Below are 19,916 nucleotides of genomic sequence, written 5' to 3'. Positions count from 1 at the left end.
AACGTTTTCAAATTGCATCGACTATTTTTTTGTTTTTTAACACTTTTTTTGTTAACCAGTCAGTCTCCACCGAATCGCGATGGGAGATCATAAATATACCCATAGGTAACTGACTAAGAACTCTTAAAAAATCTTTTTCGCTCGTTTGATCCAAATTAGCTGTGGGCTCATCTAAAACTATCAGTGGACGTTTCGCTAACAACGCACGTGCAAGCCCAATTTTTTGAAGTTGCCCCGCAGATAAGTTCATATTATCTCCTCCAAAAATTTGTGTCTCAAGTTTATTCGGAAGACCGTCAATCAGAGATCTCAAACCAACCTTTTGTATAACTGTGCTTAATTCTGCTTCAGGTACTTTTCTTCCCAATAACAAGTTATTTCTAACAGTGTCGGAAAAAATTTCCGTTTCTTGTGGCACGTAAGAGACTAAACTGATAGGATTAACCTTCTGTTCAATATTTTCATCAATCCCAATCCCGCTAATTTTTCCTGAATTCGGTTCATATAGTCCCATCAGGAGTTTTATAACTGTTGTCTTACCAGCACCACTCTCACCTACAAGTAAAATTTTTTGTCTATTTTTTAAATTAATGAAAATACTTGCATCTTTTAAAACCCAATCTTCATTTTTAGGATAACGAAAAGATACCCGTTGTAATCCAAATGAATTTACACTATGCAAATTATTATTATCGATTGGCTTAATCTGATCACTAGCTAAAAACTTCACTACTCGTTTCAATGAAGCTTTTTGACGAGCCCAGTTAGCATACAATCCAGGCAACTGATAAAATGCCCAAGTAAAATTCGCATTCAGTACATTAAAACCCATAAATTGTCCCAGTGTCAGTGCATGAACACTAATTAAGTAAATGCTAAAAACTAACGGCGTAACATCGAAAATAAATCCTGCAGCAAGACTTATACTATTCATTCGCCATTGACTTTTTGCATTTATTAATTGATCCCTTGTATATCTCTGATACTTTTCTTTGAAAAGATTTAGACCGAACCTTTCAGCAAAAAATGAGCGCAGAAGGCTCCTCCCGCCGAAGACTTGTAACATTATCTCTTGCATATCTTCTCTGCTATGTTGCGTATTCTCTTGTGTCACCGTTATTAATTTCCCGGTTAATCTTGGTATCGCCATGGAAAATAAACTCAGAATGAGTATAAAACAAGTTAACATCCACGATGATAAGAATCCAAAAACTATAGCAGACAAAAATGAACTCAAACCAATCAAAAGGTTTGTAAACGTTTCTGGTACTACTCCCGATAGTAAGGGAACATCAGAATTGAGAATCGTAATCCATCCACCTTTTCCCATTTTTTCAACACTTATAGTTTTCTTGACAAACACATTTTTTATTAGGTCGTTAGACAAATCAAATTCAATTTTCTGTTTGAGCCTCCCCTGCTGACTCACAGTGAAAAGTTTGCATATTCCAATTACTAAGCTAAGGCCAATTAAGTAAATTGCACTCTTCCAAAATTGGTCAACTTGTTTTTCACTTAAATAATTCATCAGGATATTTAGTTTATAAGCTAAAAGAAACTCAGAAATAGCTCCCATTATGCCAACAAACCATAAAGGAACAAAAGATTTGTTCTTAAAAAGTGAAATTAAATATTTCTTTTCTTTTACTGTCATGTTAGCCCTCCTATTCTGATAACTGAAGGTAGTATGAAATCATGGACACGATTTCATACTACCTTCACTTCTTGCCTCTGACTAGAACTTATTACATTATTTATAAGTTTTAAACTCACCGTCTCGCTAACGTGCTTTTTGGTTTTTTCCAATAACATAGAATAATTAAAATAAATAATTCCATAACCAACCGATCCTGCAATTAGTGCTGCCCAAACATACCATAACTGAAAAATATTTTTCCCAAAAGCTATAGTAATTCCAACTTGAATCATTATTGACACAAATAAATTAAAGCCGCTCATGTATAATTTGCTTAGAACTAACCACAGGTACCTGTTTTGGGGAACCAACTTAAAAATTTCGCGTATATTCATAAAATCGCCTTCTTCCGCTCCATATCAAAATTTCAAATATGATCCTGTTTTCTCAATCCAAACTTTGTTCCTCAACTCTTTAATATCTCCTAGAACTATAAATTCTAATATTTTGTCAAAAAGCTCGGCTGTTAGAGAATAAATACCGTGTACTATTTATTTTAGGTTAACGCTTAAAAGAAGAATACCACCATGAATATTATTTGTAAATGATTAGAATATTAATTCTATTATCATTTTAAACACAAAAATTAAAGGTTGAAAGCTACGTATTGAAGCAAGAGACTGGGAAAAAAACTAGTCTGTAATCATAAATAAGGAATCTGTTCCCATTATGTATTAGCGACCAAACTATAAAAAAAGAAGTGGCTTCCGTGTACAGAAATTCCCGATTTAAATAAATATAGGGTTCTGCTCATCTTTTTGGACGGCTCAGCAAGCCAGAAAGTGAATGCTAAGCACGATTCCGCGGGATTGCGATCCCGTCTCCGTCACTTCGCCTTGTTTGTTTCCGCTGAGCTTTAGGACGGCTCAGAGTAGCAGAAAGCAGAGAATAACCATGACTACCGTAGGATTACGATCCCACTAACGTCACGGTTATTCTCTGCTTTCTATCGCTACTCTTCGCCCACTTTTGAACTAAAACACTTACATTTTTCCGAAATAATGATATGATATTCATAAGAACCCATGAGAATGGAAGGTGAGTAACATGTTACAACAATATAAAAACATTTTAGCTCCAATTGATGGATCAAAAGTTACAGACACCGTCTTGAAAAAGGCCATTGAGGTCGCCAAACGCGATGACACCCATCTTGACATCCTAAACGTACTTGAAGTCAATCAATTCAGTGATACCTATGGCGGTGCCGTCAGCGGTGACGTCATCTACAAACTCTCTGAAGACGTTCAAAAACGCTTAGCCGAACTAAAGAAACAAGCCGAAGATGCCGGCCTCTCAGACGTCAGTGTCCACGTTCGTTTTGGTAATCCTAAACCCGTTATTGCAACTGAGTTTCCCAAAGATCACCACAACGAACTTATCATGATCGGTTCAACTGGTTTAAACGCATTAGAAAGGTTAATGGTCGGCTCTGTAGCAACCTACGTCAGTCGTAACGCCATTTGCGATGTGTTAGTTGTCAAACCGGAGTCAAAATAAACACTAATCCTTAAATTCAAAAGGCCAGCCAAACAATTCATTTGTTTGGGCCTTTTTGTTATGGAGTGAGACATCATGAATTGGCAATATCAACGCGTTCTTCCACCTAGTTTTAAAACCACATCTATCCGAAACTTATTGCAACACAATTGGGCACTTTCACGAAAAGAAGTGCATTTTTTGCGTATCAATCGTTCGATCCTTATAAATGGTCACTATCAATCAATCAACACTGCCGTCAAGGCTGGCGATCAAGTCAATCTCAGTTTTGATTCGGCAAACTTTTCGACCCCAATTCCAAGCTTTTTACCAGACAGTGCCGCAAATTTAGATATTTTGTTTGAAACAGAGGATCTTATCATTGCCAACAAAGCCAATGGGGTTAAAACGCATTCAAACCAACCAAATGAAATTGGCAGTCTGATGAACCATTTAGCTGCTCATTTAAAGGGCACTCCTTTTCATCCTTACAATGTGCATCGTTTGGATCAACAAACCAGTGGTGCTATTCTAGTAGTCAAGAATCCCGTTTTAATTCCTATTTACAATCGATTAATCAAAACCAAACAGGTCCATCGAACCTACCTTGCGGTTGTTCAGGGCCAGTTTTCAGTCCCCAACGGTGAAATCTCCCTGCCAATTGGCGAAACCCTTTTTGACAAACGTCAGCGCGTGGTAAATGGCACCAATGCCGCGATGGCTAAAACCAGTTATCACGTAATCCAAATGTCAGCTCATCATTCGCTCGTGGAAATTCAATTACATACGGGTCGCACACATCAAATTCGGGTGCATTTTGCCAGTTTGGGCCATCCCGTCGTTGGCGATCCTTTGTATAATCCCGAATATCACTCCGGGCAGCGTTTAGCCTTACATTCGTGGAAAATCAGCTTTCCGTTGCCGTTTTCTAGCGAAGTAAAAACAATTACTGCACCGATTCCAGAACATTTTCAACTAAAAAACAATCCTACTAGAAAGAAGTTTGATAATTTTGACAACTAACGAAACCTTACATTTATTAACCCACCATCGGTCAATTCGCCGTTTTAAAAACCAGTCTTTAGATCGTGACACCATTCAAACCTTGTTAACTGCTGCTCAACGAACATCTTCAAGTATGTTCATGCAACAATTCAGCGTGATTAGCGTCACCGATCCTCAATTAAAACAGCAATTTGCCGAAATTACTACCTATCCATTTACACAAAGTAACGGCCATTTATTCATTATGATTGCCGATCAACATCGCAATGAATTTATTGGAGAAGAGGCACATGAAAATACCAAATTACTCCATGATGGTGATCGCAGTTTGGCCGCTTTTGACGACGCTGCGTTGGCTGGCCAAAGCATTGTAACTGCTGCCGAAAGTATGGGACTTGGAGCCGTAATCCTTGGCAGCATATTAAATGACGCCCAACAAGTAATTGATCTTCTTCACTTACCCAAACTAACTTTTCCCGTCTTTGGAATCGCTGTTGGCTACCCTGATGAGAAGCCAAATTTGAAACCCCGCTTGCCACTTGAAAGTGTCCATTTTGAAAACCATTATCAAGAACCAGATAAACAAACATTAGATGCCTATGATCAAACTATTCAGTCTTATTATACACATCGCGATTCAAACACTCGTAATGAGACCTTCAGACATCATATCATTCATGACATGCAAGTAAGTCCTAAGAAACGTTCCGAAATTCTATCTATTTTGAAAAACCAAGGTTTTTTTGAAAATTAATCAGCAAGAAAAAGCGGACAGAGTTTACAACTAACTCTTCGTCCGCTTTTTCTAGTTATCCAACTTTTTGCCATAATACTTTTTTTCAGCTTCTCTACGTGCTGCTACAGCATCTTCAAAGTGTTTAAACGTTTTTGATAACACATATTTATAATCAATCATTAAATGGGCGTACCACGAATCAGACTGTTTGTCATAAGACACACCAATCACGCCACTCTTATTTCGTTTCGTAAACTTACTAGATGTAAAACTAATGCCATCTTTATTTACTAAATTAGTGGCTTTACCCACATTCTTTTGAAACGCCGGATTACACTTACTACTTTGTTTAGAAATTTCACGCTTCAAACAGCCACAACTTTTAGTTTGCCCACAGCGCAATGAATATCCATCCACAACCACTTTATTACCACATTCACACTGACACAACCACCTTACATTGCCATTGGCCGGATTACTTCCTGCCCGCTGTACAACCAATAATCGTCCAAATTTCTTCCCTACCATCGGTACCACCTGATCACCGTCCAACCATCGTTTTAATCTTGATTATTTAATTTTTTCTATTAACAATACGCCATGCTATCATTTCGGCGTTCAATATTTACGCCCATATTATAATAAATTCTTATAAAATATTCAACTAATACTTATAGTTGGTGCATATTATTCAAATCTTTATTATTTTTATCGCAAAAAAGCCTTGGTTAATTTATCACCAAGACTTTTGTTGCGCATAATTCAAGTTTTTGTCAAAACAATATCTAACTTTTAGTCTAAGGGTCTCCAAGTCCAATCCTTAACTTCAGGAAGATCATCACCATTATCACGAATATAATTATAATGTTCGACCAACTTGTTATCCATTTTCTGAATAAAGTCGGCTCCCTTTTCTGCATATTCAGGGACATCTGTAATGGCTTCCTTAGCTAAATCAAAGCGATCTAGTTGGTTAACCACCCGCATGTCGAATGGGGTTGTAATGTCACCATCTTCACGATAACCGTGCACATGAATGTTGTGATTATGGCGATCAAAGAAAATGGACTTGATCAAATCTTCGTAACCATGGAAAGCAAAGATTACAGGAGTATCTTTGGTAAAGTAGTGATCAAATTCTTCATCAGACAATCCACGTGAATTGACTTTCGGACTTTGTAACTTGAGTAAGTCGATCACATTAATAAATCGAATCTTCAAGTCTGGGAAATTGTCATGCAAAATGTTAATTGCTGCCAAGCTTTCCATGTTAGGCTCTGTACCCGCAGCCGCAAAGATAATATCTGGCTTTGTGCCTTGATCAGTACTTGCCCAATCAATAATTCCTAAACCATTTTTAGCAAGCACTTCTGCTTCCTCAATGGAATAAAACTGTGGTCGTGGTTGTTTAGATGTGACCAAAACATTGACCTTTTCTCGATCATTCATAATTAATGGGCTAACTGCCAATAACGAATTGGCATCAGCTGGTAGGTATTCACGAATGAATGCAGGTTTCTTTTCAGCCATGTGGGTCAAAATTCCTGGATCTTGATGGGTATAACCATTATGATCCTGTTGGAAACTCGTGGAAGTTGAAACAACATTCAAAGATGGATAATCTTTTCGCCATTTCAACTCACTAGCCTTACGTAACCACTTGAAATGCTGTGTTAACATGGAATCCACAACTCTTAAGAATGCCTCATAACTTGTAAAGATTCCGTGCCGTCCAGTCAACGTGTAGCCTTCGAGCCAACCTTCAGCTTGATGTTCAGAGAGTTGGGCATCCAAAATTCGACCAGCAGGAGCAAGATCTTCATCCCAATCCTTCTTAATTGGATCGATCCACTGACGATTTGTGGTTTCAAACAAGCCATAAAGGCGGTTTGACATCGTTTCATCTGGACCAAACATCCGAAAGTTTTCAGGATTTAACTTAATAACATCACGAAGATAATCTGACCAAACAATCATATCTTGTTTGACATTTTGACCCCGTTTAGTCGTGTCAACCGCATACTTACGATAATCTGGCAAACGTAAATCATGTGGCTTAACGCCACCATTCGTAATTGGATTGGCAGCCATTCGTTTATCACCCTTTGGTGCAATAGCGGCGATTTCTGGTTTGAGTTTGCCGTTCTCATCAAATAGTTCTTCAGGTTTATAAGATTTCAACCAATCTACCAGTGCATCGGAATGTTGCATGTCGGCTTGATCAACAGGAATTGGAATCTGGTGAGCACGGAACGTACCTTCAATAACCGCGCCATCCCAAGTCTTAGGACCAGTCCAGCCCTTTGGTGAACGGAAAATAATTACTGGCCAATTTGGCAGCGTTGGATCGTTATTTTCACGCGCATGTTTTTGAATAGCCAAAATTTGTTCTACAGCTGAGTCCATTGCCTTGGCCATTTCTAAATTCAATTTTTCGATTCCTTGATCTTTAACCTCAACGAAAATAGGATTCCAGTTTAGGCCTTCAAAGTACTGCTTAATTTTTTCATCAGACATCCGGCTAAACAACGTTGGGTTACTTAATTTATAGCCATTAATATCCAGAATCGGTAAAACAGCCCCATCATTAATGGGATTAATAAATTTGTTTGATTGCCATGAAGTTGCTAATGGGCCAGTTTCAGCCTCACCATCACCAACAACAACCGCCGCAATTTGGTCAGGATTATCTAAAATTGCTCCTGTTCCATGAGAAAGCGAATAGCCAAGCTCGCCACCTTCATGAATAGAACCAGGAGTAACAGGAGCGGCATGAGAAGCCACACCACCTGGCCATGAAAACTGTTTAAACAGTTTCTTCATACCGGTTTCATCCTCTGTAATTTCAGGATAAACCTCAGTGTAACTACCATCTAAATAAGAGTTAGAAACCATTACTTGGCCACCATGACCTGGTCCCTCAACGTAAAACATGTTTAAGTTATATTTATTAATGACTCGGTTTAAATGGGCATAGAGATAATTTTGTCCAGAAATTGTGCCCCAATGTCCAATTGGATGAACTTTTACATCATCCTTTTTTAACGGACGTTTAAGTAAAGGATTGTCTTTCAAATAAAGTTGCCCCACTGACAGATAATTTGCTGCACGCCAAAATTTATCTAGATTTTCAAAATATGATTTTGATGAATAATCAACAGCCATTGTAGTGCTCCTTTCAAACGTTAACTTTTAAGTTTTGTTATCGAATACATCACTATAATAACCCGATTTATCGTGATGGTCAACTAATTTGAAAATTGATACGGTCCAATTTTAAAAATTATGCTTTGTATTTGTAAGCATCATTTTTAGATTAGAAAACAGGCTGACACGCTGTGGGTACATTTTTAAACCTTTCCGAATCTATATAAACTACCGCCTCATTTGAATTCTATTTTAACCGAAAAAAAGATTAATCACATCTATTGTGATTAATCAGCAAGTGTCAATTCTTCAATTTTTACATAACTTGTTTATTTCAGTTCCACTAACGCATTATATTTCATATATTTGTAGTGCAAACGCATATTTGATAGTTCAAACGGTGTTCCATCATCTAAGAAAAAGATGCCTGACATCACTCCCACTGGCTCATTAGAACTTAAATTCAGAAGTTCTTGGTCCTCTTTTGTAGACGGTTGCGCCTCAATCGACAAAAATGATTTTGTGACTGTCTGATTCTTTTTATCCTCTAAATAATTAAAAATGGAACCCGAGACAATTGTTCGTGATAACTCCGGTACAATCTTAATCGGAATATATCCTGTTTCAATCATCACTGGTTGGTCGTCCAAAAGCCGTAAACGGCGAATTCGGTACACAAAATCCTCTGAAGCTAAAAAGAGATCCGTTTGCATTTCTTTAGTAGCTGGAATGACGGAAAAGTCCAATACTTTTATGCCTGGCCTCTTGCCATTTGCACGCATACTGTCAGTCACACCCAAATTGGAACCCTCATAGTTAAACAAGGACCGATTTTTCAGATAAAGTGGATTCACAAATGTACCAGAACCACGTTTTTTAAACACGATCCCTTCATTTGCAAGAACGTTCAAAGCCCGTTTGATGGAGCTTCGACTCACGCCATACTGACTGGTAAGGGTTCGCTCATCTGGCAATTTCTTTGCCGGGAACTCGTTATCGAAGATTCGTTTTTCCAAATCTTTTAAAATTGTTTTGTACACCAAATCAGCCAACACGCGCCACCTCTTTAACTTATCGTTTATTTATACTTTAGATTATAGCATATCCACGTCTCTTACTGACTTATGCTAAAATGAAATCTAGGAAGGTGAACATCATTTCTAAAAAAAATAAGAAAAATAAAATTGATAAAACACTCGTTGAAAAAATTCTAGACAAAGCTAATATGAAGTATGAACAAATCATTTTTCCCACCAAGCAAGAAGGCGACGTTGAACAGCTTCAGGTTGACCATCTTAAAGAAGACGAACATCGCATTTATAAAACCCTTGCTTTAACCGGTAATAAGAGTGGTCCGTTGGTTGGCGTTCTACCAATCGATGAACATCTTAGTTATAAAAAACTTGCAAAAGCATCTGGTAATAAAAAAGTTGGCATGATTCCACTTAAAGAATTGGTCAAAACAACCGGATACGAACACGGTGCAAATACCCCAATCGGTATTTACGAAACCAAACATTTCCCAATCTATATTTCTGATATTGCCCAAAAACAGGGTGAAATTATTGTTTCTTCAGGAAAAATTGGTCGCTCGATCAAAATTGACGCAAACGATCTTAAAAAATTAGTCCACGCAACTTTTTCTGATTTAACGGAATAACAAAAACAGACCAAATGACTCGCTCATTTGATCTGTTTTTCAATTGTCTTCGTCCAGTCATTCAAAGAATTTACAACGACGTTTCGTTGTTCCGCGCTCCCAAACAACTGACAAGTAGCTTCGTCCATCTTTGCCAAACAGGCATGGGAAATTTTAACCATCGCTTTACCAGATTCCGTCAATGATAATGTGACTTTTCGCCAATCATATTGCTTTTTGATAACGCCTTTTTTCACTAAAGTGTCTACAAATCGCGACATTGTGGATGGCGAGTAACCCATCTGATCGGCCAGCTCGTGTAATAACACTGTTTTCTGCTCATCGATCGCCATTAATACGTAGCTATATGTGGGATTCATCCCCGTTAGTTCATAAATTTTTTTGGCAATTTTTTCGGTATCTCTTGCTAACCGATTTGAGACAAAGTACGTACAATTTTTTAAAACTGATGTCATTTTATTCCTCCTCAAACAGATCCGTTGACAAAAAGTATAACAGACATTTACTATGTATGTACAGTGATATGCATATACACATCAATAGGAGGATTTAAAATGATTACAGCAAAAAACGTTTTTATTGGGTTTGGTAAAGCAGCCAAAACACTTGCCGGAGCTCTAGCAGCCCACGGCGAATCCGTTATTATGATTGAAGTTTCAGATAAAATGTATGGTGGAACCTGCATTAACGTTGCTTGTATTCCCACTAAAACGTTATTGACAAGTTCCCAGAACAACCAATTAGGAAATGCGCAAAAAAACTATTTGAATGCCATTATTAACAAAAATGACGTTACCGGCACTTTGCGTGAAAGTAATCTTCATAAGATTTCTGACAAATCAACCGTGACTGTTTTAAATGGGCGTGCAGAATTTGAAAGTGCTACCCAACTTAAAGTCACTTACAAAAATGGCAAAACAGATGAAATCTCTGGCGAACGCATTTTTATCAATACAGGTAGCACCCCAATTTTACCGAATATTCCAGGGCTTCAAGAAAGCAAATTCGTCAAAACTAGTGAAAGTTTAATGGACCAGCGGCGTTTACCAACCCATCTCGCCATAATTGGTGGCGGTTATATTGGACTAGAATTCGCATCGATTTATGCCAACTTCGGATCTAAAGTCACAATTTTAGATGCCGGTGATAAGTTTATGCCCCGTGATGAACGGGAATTGGCCACAGAAGTTAAACAAAACTTGGCTAAAAAAGATGTTCAGTTTGAGTTCAATGCCAAAATTGACCAAATTGAAGATCATGCTGGTGGGGCTCGCATCAGTTTCACTCAAAATGGTCAAGCACGCCAGCTCTCAGTGGACACAATTTTAGTTGCAACTGGCCGTCGAGCAAACATTGATCACTTGGGACTAGACAGAGCTGGTGTCGAAACCAACCACCGTGGCGTTGTGGTAAATGAACACCTTCAAACCAATATCAAAAACATCTGGGCAATGGGTGATGTCCGCGGCGGTGCGCAGTTCACTTATATTTCACTAGATGATTATCGCATCGTGCTTGACCAATTAGTTGGCGAAGGCAAACGTACTTTAGCGGAACAAGAATTAGTTCCTCATGTTGTCTTTTTGGATACTCCAGTTGCGACAATTGGGTTGAACGAAGAACAAGCTAAGGCCCAAAATGTGTCCTATAAAGTCGGAAAAATTGCGGCAGCTTCTGTTCCCAAGACTCATGTTTTAGGAAACACAACCGGATATTTAAAGGTCCTAGTTTCGCCTGACTCTCACGAAATTTTAGGTGCAACATTATATTGTGAAGATTCACAAGAATTGATCAACACCATTTCATTAGCGATGCATCAACATATTCATTATGAAGTATTGCGAGATCAAATCTACTCCCATCCAACCATGACGGAAGCGTTTAACGATTTATTTAGTGCAATTAAGTAACTGATAATTCGAAAATTATCATAAAATTTTAGTCTTATTCAGTAAAAAAGATTAGCATCATCTTCTTGAAACCAGGCCTATCTTGGCTTGGGATCTTCAAAAAGGTGATCCTAATCTTTTTTTAGAAAATTTACTTATTCTTGATTCTTTAAAACTGATTGCCAGCTCTTCATTGCGTTTTCTTCTGAATAACGGTCGCCAATTTCGTATGCTTTTTCACTGTATTTTTCTAAGACATCTGGATCACTTAACAAATCAATGATAGCTCGACTGAACAAGAACTCATCCACATCGTCTTCTTCAATCAACCGACCGTTTTCTTTATCTTTGATGATCTCACTTGGTCCATAATTACTGTTAATAGCTACCGCTGGAAGCCCATGTGACATGGCTTCAATCATCGCCAGTGGCATGGCATCTGACCCGCTGGCGCTGACAAAGAGTTCGGCTTGATTATAGACTGGGCTCAAATCATAAACAAACCCGCGAAAATTCACTTGTTTGTCTACTTTTAAATCTTGTGCCAACTTCTTCAAGCCATCCACATCTTGCGGACTGCCATAACCATAAAGGTCCAACGTCACGTTCGGAATTTTATTACTTACAATCGCTAAACTCCGAATTAAACGGTCAATTCGTTTTTCTGAGGATAACCGGCCAACGTACAGTAAGCGATCAGCCACACGACTTCTGTGGGCCACATGTGCTTCATTACGTGTTGCATTTAAAACGGTTGTTCCCGGAATAACATAAATTGGGGTTTGTGTATGATTTAATTTTTGCGCCAAGTCCTTTTTTTGTGCTTCCGTCATCACAATAATACCATCTAATTCGCCAATTCGAGCCCCAAACACTGGTTCATATGATGGATCAAATGCACTGCGAACGGGTTCTTGTGGATTAACGGCGTGTACAATTGGCAATGATACGTATTTGTGTGCCAGTGTCACCATGTTTAACATGGGCAAATTGGTTTGCGCTGGGCGATCGGCAATAAAAGTTTGATGACTGCCACTTCTTCGATTTAATTCATCTAAGAAAAATGTAAATAGTTCATCGAGATTATCAAAATTATAATCTTCACCCTTATAATCAATCAACTTCAATAATGAATTTACAGGATTTCCATTGGCATCATTCATATAGTAGGACTCGTAAACCCGTTTGCCTTCTGGTGTAAACATAAATTCAGCAACAGCATTACCCGTTGGCCCAAAGTATTTGTCCATCGATTTGAATCCACGCCAATCATAAAACTCGGTTTTGGCAGTATGGCCATACGCATCATAATAATTGATGTGAGAAACTTGCCCAAAAGTACCACTGGCAAAGTAGATATCCCCGACGACTCGGTCGCCATCGTACACACGACTAAAATCAGCGCCCTGATCAATTTCGTAATCTTTGGGAAGATTCAAATCAACAGTTTTAAGTGTCTTTGGCTTTTCAATATGTTCCGCATTTTGGAAAAAGTCAAACATATTCACAACGTCAGCGTCTGCTAATCCTAGTGTATCCATGTTTCGATGCAACTCTTGATTATAATCTCGCGTCACAATCTTGGCATCCACATGATTATTATTGAAAAGGTGAATTCGGCTAATTTCAGTGTATTCAACGCCGGAATTTAAACCCATTAAATATTCATTTAAAAAGTAAATCATCTACTTCGCCTCCCCATTTTTTAAATCTTCGCTAAAGAAACGATCTGCATCAGTAATTAATTGTTGCCATGCTTTCCAGATCGCCTTTTCACTGAAACGTTCACGACTAACATAGGCATTATCACTATACTTTTGTAACGTATCCTGATTCTCCATAAGGGCAATCAATGCCTTCGCAAACGCCTTGTAGTCGCCATCTTTAACTAATTTTCCGCTAAAATCATCCTCAATAATATCAGAAGGCCCATACGGAATGTCATAGGCAACAACTGGTAATCCATGTGATTGAGCCTCCAAAACGGCAAGAGCAAAGCCTTCAACCCGACTGGTCAAAACCGAGACCTGAGCTTTATCCATGATTTCACCAATATTAGGTGTGTATCCTTTAAACTGAACCGCATCATCCAATTTCAGCTCTTTAACTTGTTGTTCCAGTGCTTTATCTGTTTTTCCGTCACCATAGCCCCAGAAATCAAGTGTCGTTTGTGGCAACTTCTTATGCACAATTGCAAACGCCTTGACCAAATGATCTAAACGCTTTTCTGGGAAAAGACGCGCAACAACAATAATTTTACCCAACGTCCGATCCGTAAAACGAACCTTATCTTTTTTCATCAGTTCGTTGGTCACAATCCCAACCGGAATCGTAAATATTGGTGTGCGTTTAGCATCAAAACGTAATTTGGCATCTGCAGTTTGACGATGGGTGGAATCCACCACCGCATTCCAATCGTAAAAATTATCCAGTGAGAACTCAAAATTATTGTTCAACACGGGGTCCATTGGGTTGTTCGGATCTGCAGTGTGCGCATTATGTAGAAATAAGACTTTATATGCCTTAGTCTTCATGTGTAACAACGCCCACTCAGTTTCAACTGCCCGATCAGAAATAAAGATATTATGGCCATCATCAACCTTATTGAGTTGATCAAAGAAGAACCGTTGTAGACCCTTTAACCCTGTAAATTCATAATCTTGGCCGTGAAAATCAACTACCCGTAGCAAGGAGTTTTGAACTTTCCCTTGCCCATCATTAAAGTAGAAAGATTCGTATACAAGTTTGCCTTCGGGAGAAAAAATCTGTTCACTGCTTACCCCACCTTGCGGGTTGTGAATTTCAGCAATTGACTTAAACCCACGGTGATCATATCTTTCCCGTCGTAAAAGGTTGCCGGCATAATCAAAGTAAGTGACCACTTGAACCTGTGCGTCATGATCACTCCATGGCTCAATCCGAACAGTGATTCTTCCTTTTAAATCCTTGGCCGTATATGTTGCCGCACCTTTATCTCCACGTAGCTTACAACCATGAGGTAATTTAACGTCTTTAGCTGTGAATTTGCGCGGCTTAAAATCCCCAGATCCCTGCAAAAATTCAAATAAATTAATATGATTTTCTTCAGAAATTCCGGCAACTTCTAAATTATGATGTAAATCCACTTCAAAATTTCGTGTAACAATTTTGTTTGCAACACCACTATCGTTAAACAAATTTACTCGTTTAATTTGAGCATGTTCGATACCAGATTTATTTAAAGGAATTGTCGTATTTAAAAAGTAATACATAAAATCCCACCTTTTTAATTTAATATGAGTTTCTAATTCGATTATAACAGAAAGCGTTATCCATTTATCGCTGTTCAAAAAAATAGCGCCCGTTTTATACCGAAATTAGCTTTTCAGCAAAACAGACGTTATTTTTAAACAAACTTTTTTAGAAATCTAAACTTTCATGACGTAATTTTGGTAAACGTTTTGCAACTGTCTTAATATTCAATAGATCCCAGTCTTCCAAGTTATGAGAAATGGAGTTCTTGCCCCATGATCCACAGCCCAATGTTAAAGAAGGTGTGATGTTATTGTATTTGTAACCAATTGCACCTTGAGAAGTTGGCGTATTGATTAAAATTCGGCAGGCATCCATCTGCAAGGCAAACTTGGTAATTAGCTCGTCGTCTTCAGTATGCAAGCCAACAGTATGACCTAAACCACCAAGATTTAGTCCCCGTTTCATTAAATGAATGGCATCATCTTGATTAGTTGCTTTAACCATTGTCAAAACTGGTGATAACTTTTCATGAGAAAGAATGTAATCACCACCAAGACTAGGCATTTCGGCGACAAGGAATTTGGCATCTTCTGGACAATCCTCAATGCCAGACCACTGAGCAATTGCATAAGCTGATTGACCAGCAACCTTCGGGTTAACAGATTCTTTTTCACGATTCATAACAGTTGACTCAAAGTTTTCCATATCAGCAGGCTTTACAAAATAAGCACCACGCTCTTTCAAACCTTTTTTGACATCATCATAAATGTCAGCGTCAACTACCATATTGGATTCAGATGCACAAATCATCCCGTTATCAAACGACTTAGACAAAACAATGTCATCCAGTGATTGTTTGAGGTTAGCAGATTTTTCTACGTATACTGGTACATTACCAGGACCAACACCTAAAGCCGGTTTACCTGTTGAATAAGCTGACTTAACCATCCCGGCACCACCAGTTGCGACAACCGTGGCGATCCCATCATGGTTCATTAAATCAGTGGTAGCAGCCATACTTGGTTTTGTAATCCACTGAACACAGTCTTCGGGAGCTCCAGCTTTTACAGCAGCTTCAGCAATGACTTTACCAGTTTCAACACATGTCTTTTGAGCAAATGGGTGAAAAGCAAATACGATTGGGTTTCGTGTTTTAATTGCCAACAAAGCATTGTGAAATACAGTTGAACTTGGATTTGTAACAGGTGTGGCACTCGCAATTACACCAACCGGCTCAGCAATTTTCATAAGACCAGTTTCTTTATCATCCGTAATGATACCAACCGTACGATCATTTTTAATTGAATTATAAATATCTTTAGTTGCGAATTGGTTCTTAATAACTTTATCCTCATAAACCCCACGACCAGTTTCATCAACCGCCATTTTTGCAAGCTTTTGACGAGCATGGTAGCCAGCTTCTGCCATTGCGTGCACAATCTTGTCAATTTGTTCTTGATCCATGACACTGAGACGATCTAAAGCAATATGAGCTTTCTTAACAAGTTCATTGACCATTACTTGTGGTTCATCAATTTCCTTCTTGTTATCCAAATCTTTAATCATATTATATTATTCTTCCTCTCAGAATGAGTATGTTATTCGCTTCACAATTATAATTGTATCTTTCTAATATTCTTTTGTAAATGCCAATTGTTTACATAATCTAAAATTGATAGAAATCATTGTTTCCTATGCTATCAAAGGATTTGGACTTTGTGAATAATTCATCTCTTCAAAATGACTGATATTAATATTGTTTGTGAAATTAAGCACAAAAAGTAATCGCTTACTTCACAAACTTTCTAAAAATTGGTAGAACTGTTACCTTTATGGGAGGTATTTAGTTATGAAATGGAACGGTCCAATTGTGGGAATTAATTGTCTTTTTTAGGACAGTTTTTCAAGTCAGCAATTAGAAGATAAACAAGCTTCCAGCGGGATTGCGATCCCGCCTCCATCTTGCTTATTTTCTAATTGCTCCCGACTTGTGCCACTCACTTTTTTAGGACAGTTCCTCAAGTCAGCAACTAGAAGATAAACAAGCTTCCAGTGGGATCGCGATCCCGCCTCCATCTCGCTTATCTTCTAATTGCTCCCGACTTGTGCCACTCACTTTTTTAGGACAGCTCGGCAAAACAAGAGGGAGAATATAAGCATGCCTACTGCGGGGATTTCCCCCGCTTACGGCACATTTATATTCTCCCTCTTATCGTTTTGCCTCGCTCACTTTAATTTAGTCGGCTTATGCTCCACTGACTTTTGCAACAAGCGGATCAACTCACCCGTTTGCACCTGATCCACAATCATATTCGATGTCACCTGCATCAACTGTTCCGCCAAATTCTTCGCAACCGTCGTCGTATGCTCCATCCCGATTCGTGCAATCTTCTGATTCACAATATCAATAAACCGATCATATGCCTGCTTTGGATAATCCGTCGCCGTTATTCGGTCAATCCCCGATCTAATCACCACTATCGGAAACGACTGCTTCAACAACGTAATCAACAAAATATCCGCTACCTGCATCACCTGATATTTTTTCTTAGTCGGTGCTACCACCGCTTTTTGCTTCACATAATTATTAATCATCGTTGGCGTTACCGGATCCATTCCCAATGGTCCTGTATATCCCGTTAACAACGCCACTACCTGGTCCATATACAAATCAAAATTTGGCAACTCATCCCAATGTGGAAGTCTAACTTCTCTTACTGTTTTCAACCAATGATTATACGATTCTAATTCACTCATTTCATTCACCCCGTCCATAGATGTTAGCTTCATTATATCATGATCATCTAGTTTTTAGAACTAGATTGACCGTTCATATCCTATTTTCGTGACGAATCGGGTAAAAATGTGCTATTCTTAAAAAAATACTTATGAATTGAGGCACTTATTTTGTTTGAATTTACAAAAAAACGACGTGTAGCAGATGAAGTTAAAGAAATCATTCCCCAACCAGTAATCGATGGCATCTGGAAAACTCTGAAACAAATGAAAACTGATAAACTTATAGTTTCTCCAGTTATTGCATTTGTGTTTAGCGATGACTATACCGAGGATACAATTTATGTCATGGGTCTCCAAAATTCCGGTGCTGTAGCCAAAGAATATGACATTGCCTACAGTGGCGAAAAGAAGTTTCTTGGCCAAGGTACCATCATTGTCGTCAAAGATAAGCCAAAGACGCTATCGATGAGCATCAGCGAACTAAACAAGCAATCAAAGGAGTAATCCAAGATCTTGAAAAATCTTAAAAAAATTACTTTAATTATTGCTTTAGGCCTTTTGAGCGTCAATTTAGTTGCCTGTGGTAACCAAACAAATTCAAGTTCTACCAAAGAAAAAGTAACTAGTTCAAAAAAAGCCCAATCTTCTTCAAAAAAGGTCATCAAAAAAACAGCATCTTTAACTGGTCAAAAATTCCAGACGCCACAAGGTTTGTTTGTAATTACAGAAAATCATGTGACAGCTTCAGCCACCGCCGGGAAAAAAGTTTTGATTTTACGATATACTTTTACTAATTCTAGTAAATCTCAATTAGTTCCTTCAGATTATTGGTATAAATACCTCAAAGCCACCCAAACAGTCAATGGTAAGACCAAAAAGCTTGTCCAAGGCTCATTACCATTTTCAACCAGTACAACTAAGGATGACTCACTTGAAAATTCTTCAGTCAACGAAGTCAAGTCAGGTAAAACACTTAATGCAGAAGGCTCATGGGAACTCGCAAAAAACGGTGCCCCTGTAAAGATTAAATTTTATGATTCACATCATCAATTAGTTGCAACACGGCAATACGCTACAGAATAGTTTAGATTCTAAAATATCCGTTTAAATCATTTTTGGTTTAGACGGATATTTTTTTATTTCCGCTGAGCTCTAGGACGGCTCAGAGTAGCAAGTGCCCATAAATAAAAGCATGCCTACTGCGGGAATTCTCCCGCTTACGGCACGCTCTTATTTATGGGCACTTATCGCTACTCTTCGCCCACTATTTTTATGGCATATCATTTCCAGCCGCGTAATAAATGTCATACCATTCTTGCCCGGTCATTTCCACATCACTACCAGCCAACGATTCCTTAATATGCTGCGGATTCATTGATCCCACCAACACTTGGAACTTCGCCGGATGACGGAGAATCCATGCCGTTGCAATCGCATTCTTTGTCACCCCATACTGGTCTGCCAATTCCTGCATCTTTTTATTCAACTCTGGAAACTTCGGATTATCAATAAACGGTCCGTTAAAGTTTCCCCATTGATACGGTGACCACGCTTGAATCACAATATCATGAATCCGTGAATACTCTAAAAATTGTCCATCATGATCCACACCACGATCATCCTGCATATTTGTATGCATTCCGAAATCAATCATATTACTATGCATAATTCCGAATTGAAGTTGGTTAAACATCAATTTCTGTGAAACTGAACGTTGTAACAATTCAAATTGCATTGGGTTAAAGTTTGAAACACCAAAATGACGAACCTTCCCCGCCGTTTGTAATTCATCAAACGCTTCCGCAATCTTGTCCGGTTCCATCAATGGATCTGGACGATGAAGTAAAACTGAATCCAAATAATCTAAATTCAAGCTTTGTAATTCATGATTAACAGCATCAATAATATGTTGTTTTGAAAAATCATAACGATTTCCATAAGGCTTACCAGAACCATCATCGTTACCATTACGAATTCCAACCTTAGATTGAATCCATAAATTATCACGACTTACAGATGACTTGTCTAAAGCATCCCTAAAAACGAGATCTGATTTGCCACCACCATAAATATCAGCAGTATCAATAAAGTTCACACCGTTATCAACAGCTGTTTCAATTACTTTTGTTGCAGCATCCGTATCCAACGCATCCATACGCATAATTCCTAACGCAACGTTAGAAACTTTTTTGCCACCAATTGTAATTTGTTTCAAAAGTATCACTCCTAAAATTAAATTTATACTATCCAGCTACCAGCTTACCACCTTTCAAACTAAAACTAAATCAATTTGGCATCGGTTACAATATCTATATGTTTCTTCAACTTGAG

General features: G+C 38.3%; 18 protein-coding genes. 7 read left to right on the top strand and 11 right to left on the bottom strand.

Annotated elements, in window-relative coordinates; all coding sequences use genetic code 11:
- Nucleotides 1-7 precede the first annotated feature (7 nt).
- Nucleotides 8-1,654, bottom strand: coding sequence for an ABC transporter ATP-binding protein (locus tag PPA04_RS07230; RefSeq protein WP_057784686.1), 1,647 nt, complete (start codon nucleotides 1,652-1,654; stop codon nucleotides 8-10).
- Between the two features lie 53 nt (nucleotides 1,655-1,707).
- On the bottom strand, nucleotides 1,708-2,031 hold the full coding sequence (locus PPA04_RS07225; protein ID WP_057784687.1) for a hypothetical protein: 324 nt from the start codon (nucleotides 2,029-2,031) through the stop codon (nucleotides 1,708-1,710).
- Between the two features lie 712 nt (nucleotides 2,032-2,743).
- Here PPA04_RS07225 and PPA04_RS07220 point away from each other — a divergent pair.
- The 3 genes from PPA04_RS07220 to PPA04_RS07210 all read left to right on the top strand — a co-directional run bounded on the left by PPA04_RS07220 (nucleotide 2,744) and on the right by PPA04_RS07210 (nucleotide 4,934).
- Nucleotides 2,744-3,196, top strand: a complete 453-nt coding sequence (locus PPA04_RS07220; RefSeq protein WP_057784688.1) for a universal stress protein — start codon at nucleotides 2,744-2,746, stop codon at nucleotides 3,194-3,196.
- Between the two features lie 75 nt (nucleotides 3,197-3,271).
- A complete protein-coding gene (locus PPA04_RS07215) occupies nucleotides 3,272-4,198 on the top strand; it encodes an RluA family pseudouridine synthase (protein ID WP_057784689.1) in 927 nt (308 codons plus the stop codon).
- The gene (locus PPA04_RS07210) at nucleotides 4,188-4,934 is read left to right on the top strand and encodes a nitroreductase family protein (RefSeq protein ID WP_057784690.1); all 747 of its coding nucleotides are present in this window, start codon (nucleotides 4,188-4,190) and stop codon (nucleotides 4,932-4,934) included. Before PPA04_RS07215 ends, PPA04_RS07210 begins: the two co-directional genes overlap by 11 nt.
- A gap of 51 nt (nucleotides 4,935-4,985) precedes the next feature.
- Here PPA04_RS07210 and PPA04_RS07205 read toward each other — a convergent pair whose 3' ends face one another.
- The 3 genes from PPA04_RS07205 to PPA04_RS07195 form a co-directional block, all read right to left on the bottom strand.
- Nucleotides 4,986-5,444 (bottom strand): AP2 domain-containing protein, encoded by a 459-nt coding sequence (locus PPA04_RS07205; RefSeq protein WP_057784691.1) that lies wholly within the window; start codon nucleotides 5,442-5,444, stop codon nucleotides 4,986-4,988.
- A 264-nt stretch (nucleotides 5,445-5,708) separates the two neighbouring features.
- The gene (locus PPA04_RS07200) at nucleotides 5,709-8,081 is read right to left on the bottom strand and encodes a phosphoketolase family protein (RefSeq protein ID WP_057784692.1); all 2,373 of its coding nucleotides are present in this window, start codon (nucleotides 8,079-8,081) and stop codon (nucleotides 5,709-5,711) included.
- Nucleotides 8,082-8,392: 311 nt separating this feature from the next.
- The gene (locus PPA04_RS07195; RefSeq protein WP_057784701.1) at nucleotides 8,393-9,115 is read right to left on the bottom strand and encodes a GntR family transcriptional regulator; all 723 of its coding nucleotides are present in this window, start codon (nucleotides 9,113-9,115) and stop codon (nucleotides 8,393-8,395) included.
- A 104-nt stretch (nucleotides 9,116-9,219) separates the two neighbouring features.
- Between PPA04_RS07195 and ybaK the strand changes: the two genes are divergently transcribed.
- Entirely contained in the window at nucleotides 9,220-9,723 is a 504-nt protein-coding gene (gene ybaK / locus PPA04_RS07190) for a Cys-tRNA(Pro) deacylase (protein WP_057784702.1), read from the top strand.
- A 23-nt stretch (nucleotides 9,724-9,746) separates the two neighbouring features.
- On the opposite strand, the gene PPA04_RS07185 is transcribed toward ybaK, so the two are convergent.
- Nucleotides 9,747-10,178 carry a MarR family winged helix-turn-helix transcriptional regulator gene (locus PPA04_RS07185; RefSeq protein ID WP_057784693.1) on the bottom strand — a complete coding sequence of 144 codons (432 nt, stop codon included), beginning with the start codon at nucleotides 10,176-10,178 and terminating at the stop codon, nucleotides 9,747-9,749.
- A 99-nt stretch (nucleotides 10,179-10,277) separates the two neighbouring features.
- Between PPA04_RS07185 and PPA04_RS07180 the strand changes: the two genes are divergently transcribed.
- Nucleotides 10,278-11,633, top strand: coding sequence for an FAD-dependent oxidoreductase (locus tag PPA04_RS07180; RefSeq protein WP_057784694.1), 1,356 nt, complete (start codon nucleotides 10,278-10,280; stop codon nucleotides 11,631-11,633).
- Between the two features lie 134 nt (nucleotides 11,634-11,767).
- On the opposite strand, the gene asp1 is transcribed toward PPA04_RS07180, so the two are convergent.
- The 4 genes from asp1 to PPA04_RS07160 all read right to left on the bottom strand — a co-directional run bounded on the left by asp1 (nucleotide 11,768) and on the right by PPA04_RS07160 (nucleotide 17,603).
- Nucleotides 11,768-13,297, bottom strand: a complete 1,530-nt coding sequence (asp1, locus tag PPA04_RS07175) for an accessory Sec system glycosyltransferase Asp1 (RefSeq protein WP_057784695.1) — start codon at nucleotides 13,295-13,297, stop codon at nucleotides 11,768-11,770.
- Nucleotides 13,298-14,863 (bottom strand): glycosyltransferase, encoded by a 1,566-nt coding sequence (locus tag PPA04_RS07170; protein ID WP_057784696.1) that lies wholly within the window; start codon nucleotides 14,861-14,863, stop codon nucleotides 13,298-13,300.
- A gap of 148 nt (nucleotides 14,864-15,011) precedes the next feature.
- The gene (locus PPA04_RS07165) at nucleotides 15,012-16,412 is read right to left on the bottom strand and encodes an aldehyde dehydrogenase family protein (RefSeq protein WP_057784697.1); all 1,401 of its coding nucleotides are present in this window, start codon (nucleotides 16,410-16,412) and stop codon (nucleotides 15,012-15,014) included.
- 660 nt (nucleotides 16,413-17,072) lie between these two features.
- Nucleotides 17,073-17,603 (bottom strand): DUF1836 domain-containing protein, encoded by a 531-nt coding sequence (locus PPA04_RS07160; RefSeq protein ID WP_057784703.1) that lies wholly within the window; start codon nucleotides 17,601-17,603, stop codon nucleotides 17,073-17,075.
- Nucleotides 17,604-17,753: 150 nt separating this feature from the next.
- On the opposite strand from PPA04_RS07160, the gene PPA04_RS07155 reads away from it, so the two are divergent.
- The gene (locus PPA04_RS07155; protein WP_057784698.1) at nucleotides 17,754-18,089 is read left to right on the top strand and encodes a hypothetical protein; all 336 of its coding nucleotides are present in this window, start codon (nucleotides 17,754-17,756) and stop codon (nucleotides 18,087-18,089) included.
- Between the two features lie 9 nt (nucleotides 18,090-18,098).
- The gene (locus tag PPA04_RS07150; protein WP_057784699.1) at nucleotides 18,099-18,668 is read left to right on the top strand and encodes a DUF5067 domain-containing protein; all 570 of its coding nucleotides are present in this window, start codon (nucleotides 18,099-18,101) and stop codon (nucleotides 18,666-18,668) included.
- A gap of 187 nt (nucleotides 18,669-18,855) precedes the next feature.
- On the opposite strand, the gene PPA04_RS07145 is transcribed toward PPA04_RS07150, so the two are convergent.
- Entirely contained in the window at nucleotides 18,856-19,800 is a 945-nt protein-coding gene (locus PPA04_RS07145) for an aldo/keto reductase (protein ID WP_057784700.1), read from the bottom strand.
- Nucleotides 19,801-19,916 lie beyond the last annotated feature (116 nt).

Source organism: Pediococcus parvulus, assembly GCF_007990205.1.
Taxonomy (GTDB): Bacteria; Bacillota; Bacilli; order Lactobacillales; family Lactobacillaceae; genus Pediococcus; species Pediococcus parvulus.
The sequence above is the reverse complement of the archived record's forward strand: the minus strand, read 5'-3'. Positions and strand labels throughout refer to the sequence as shown.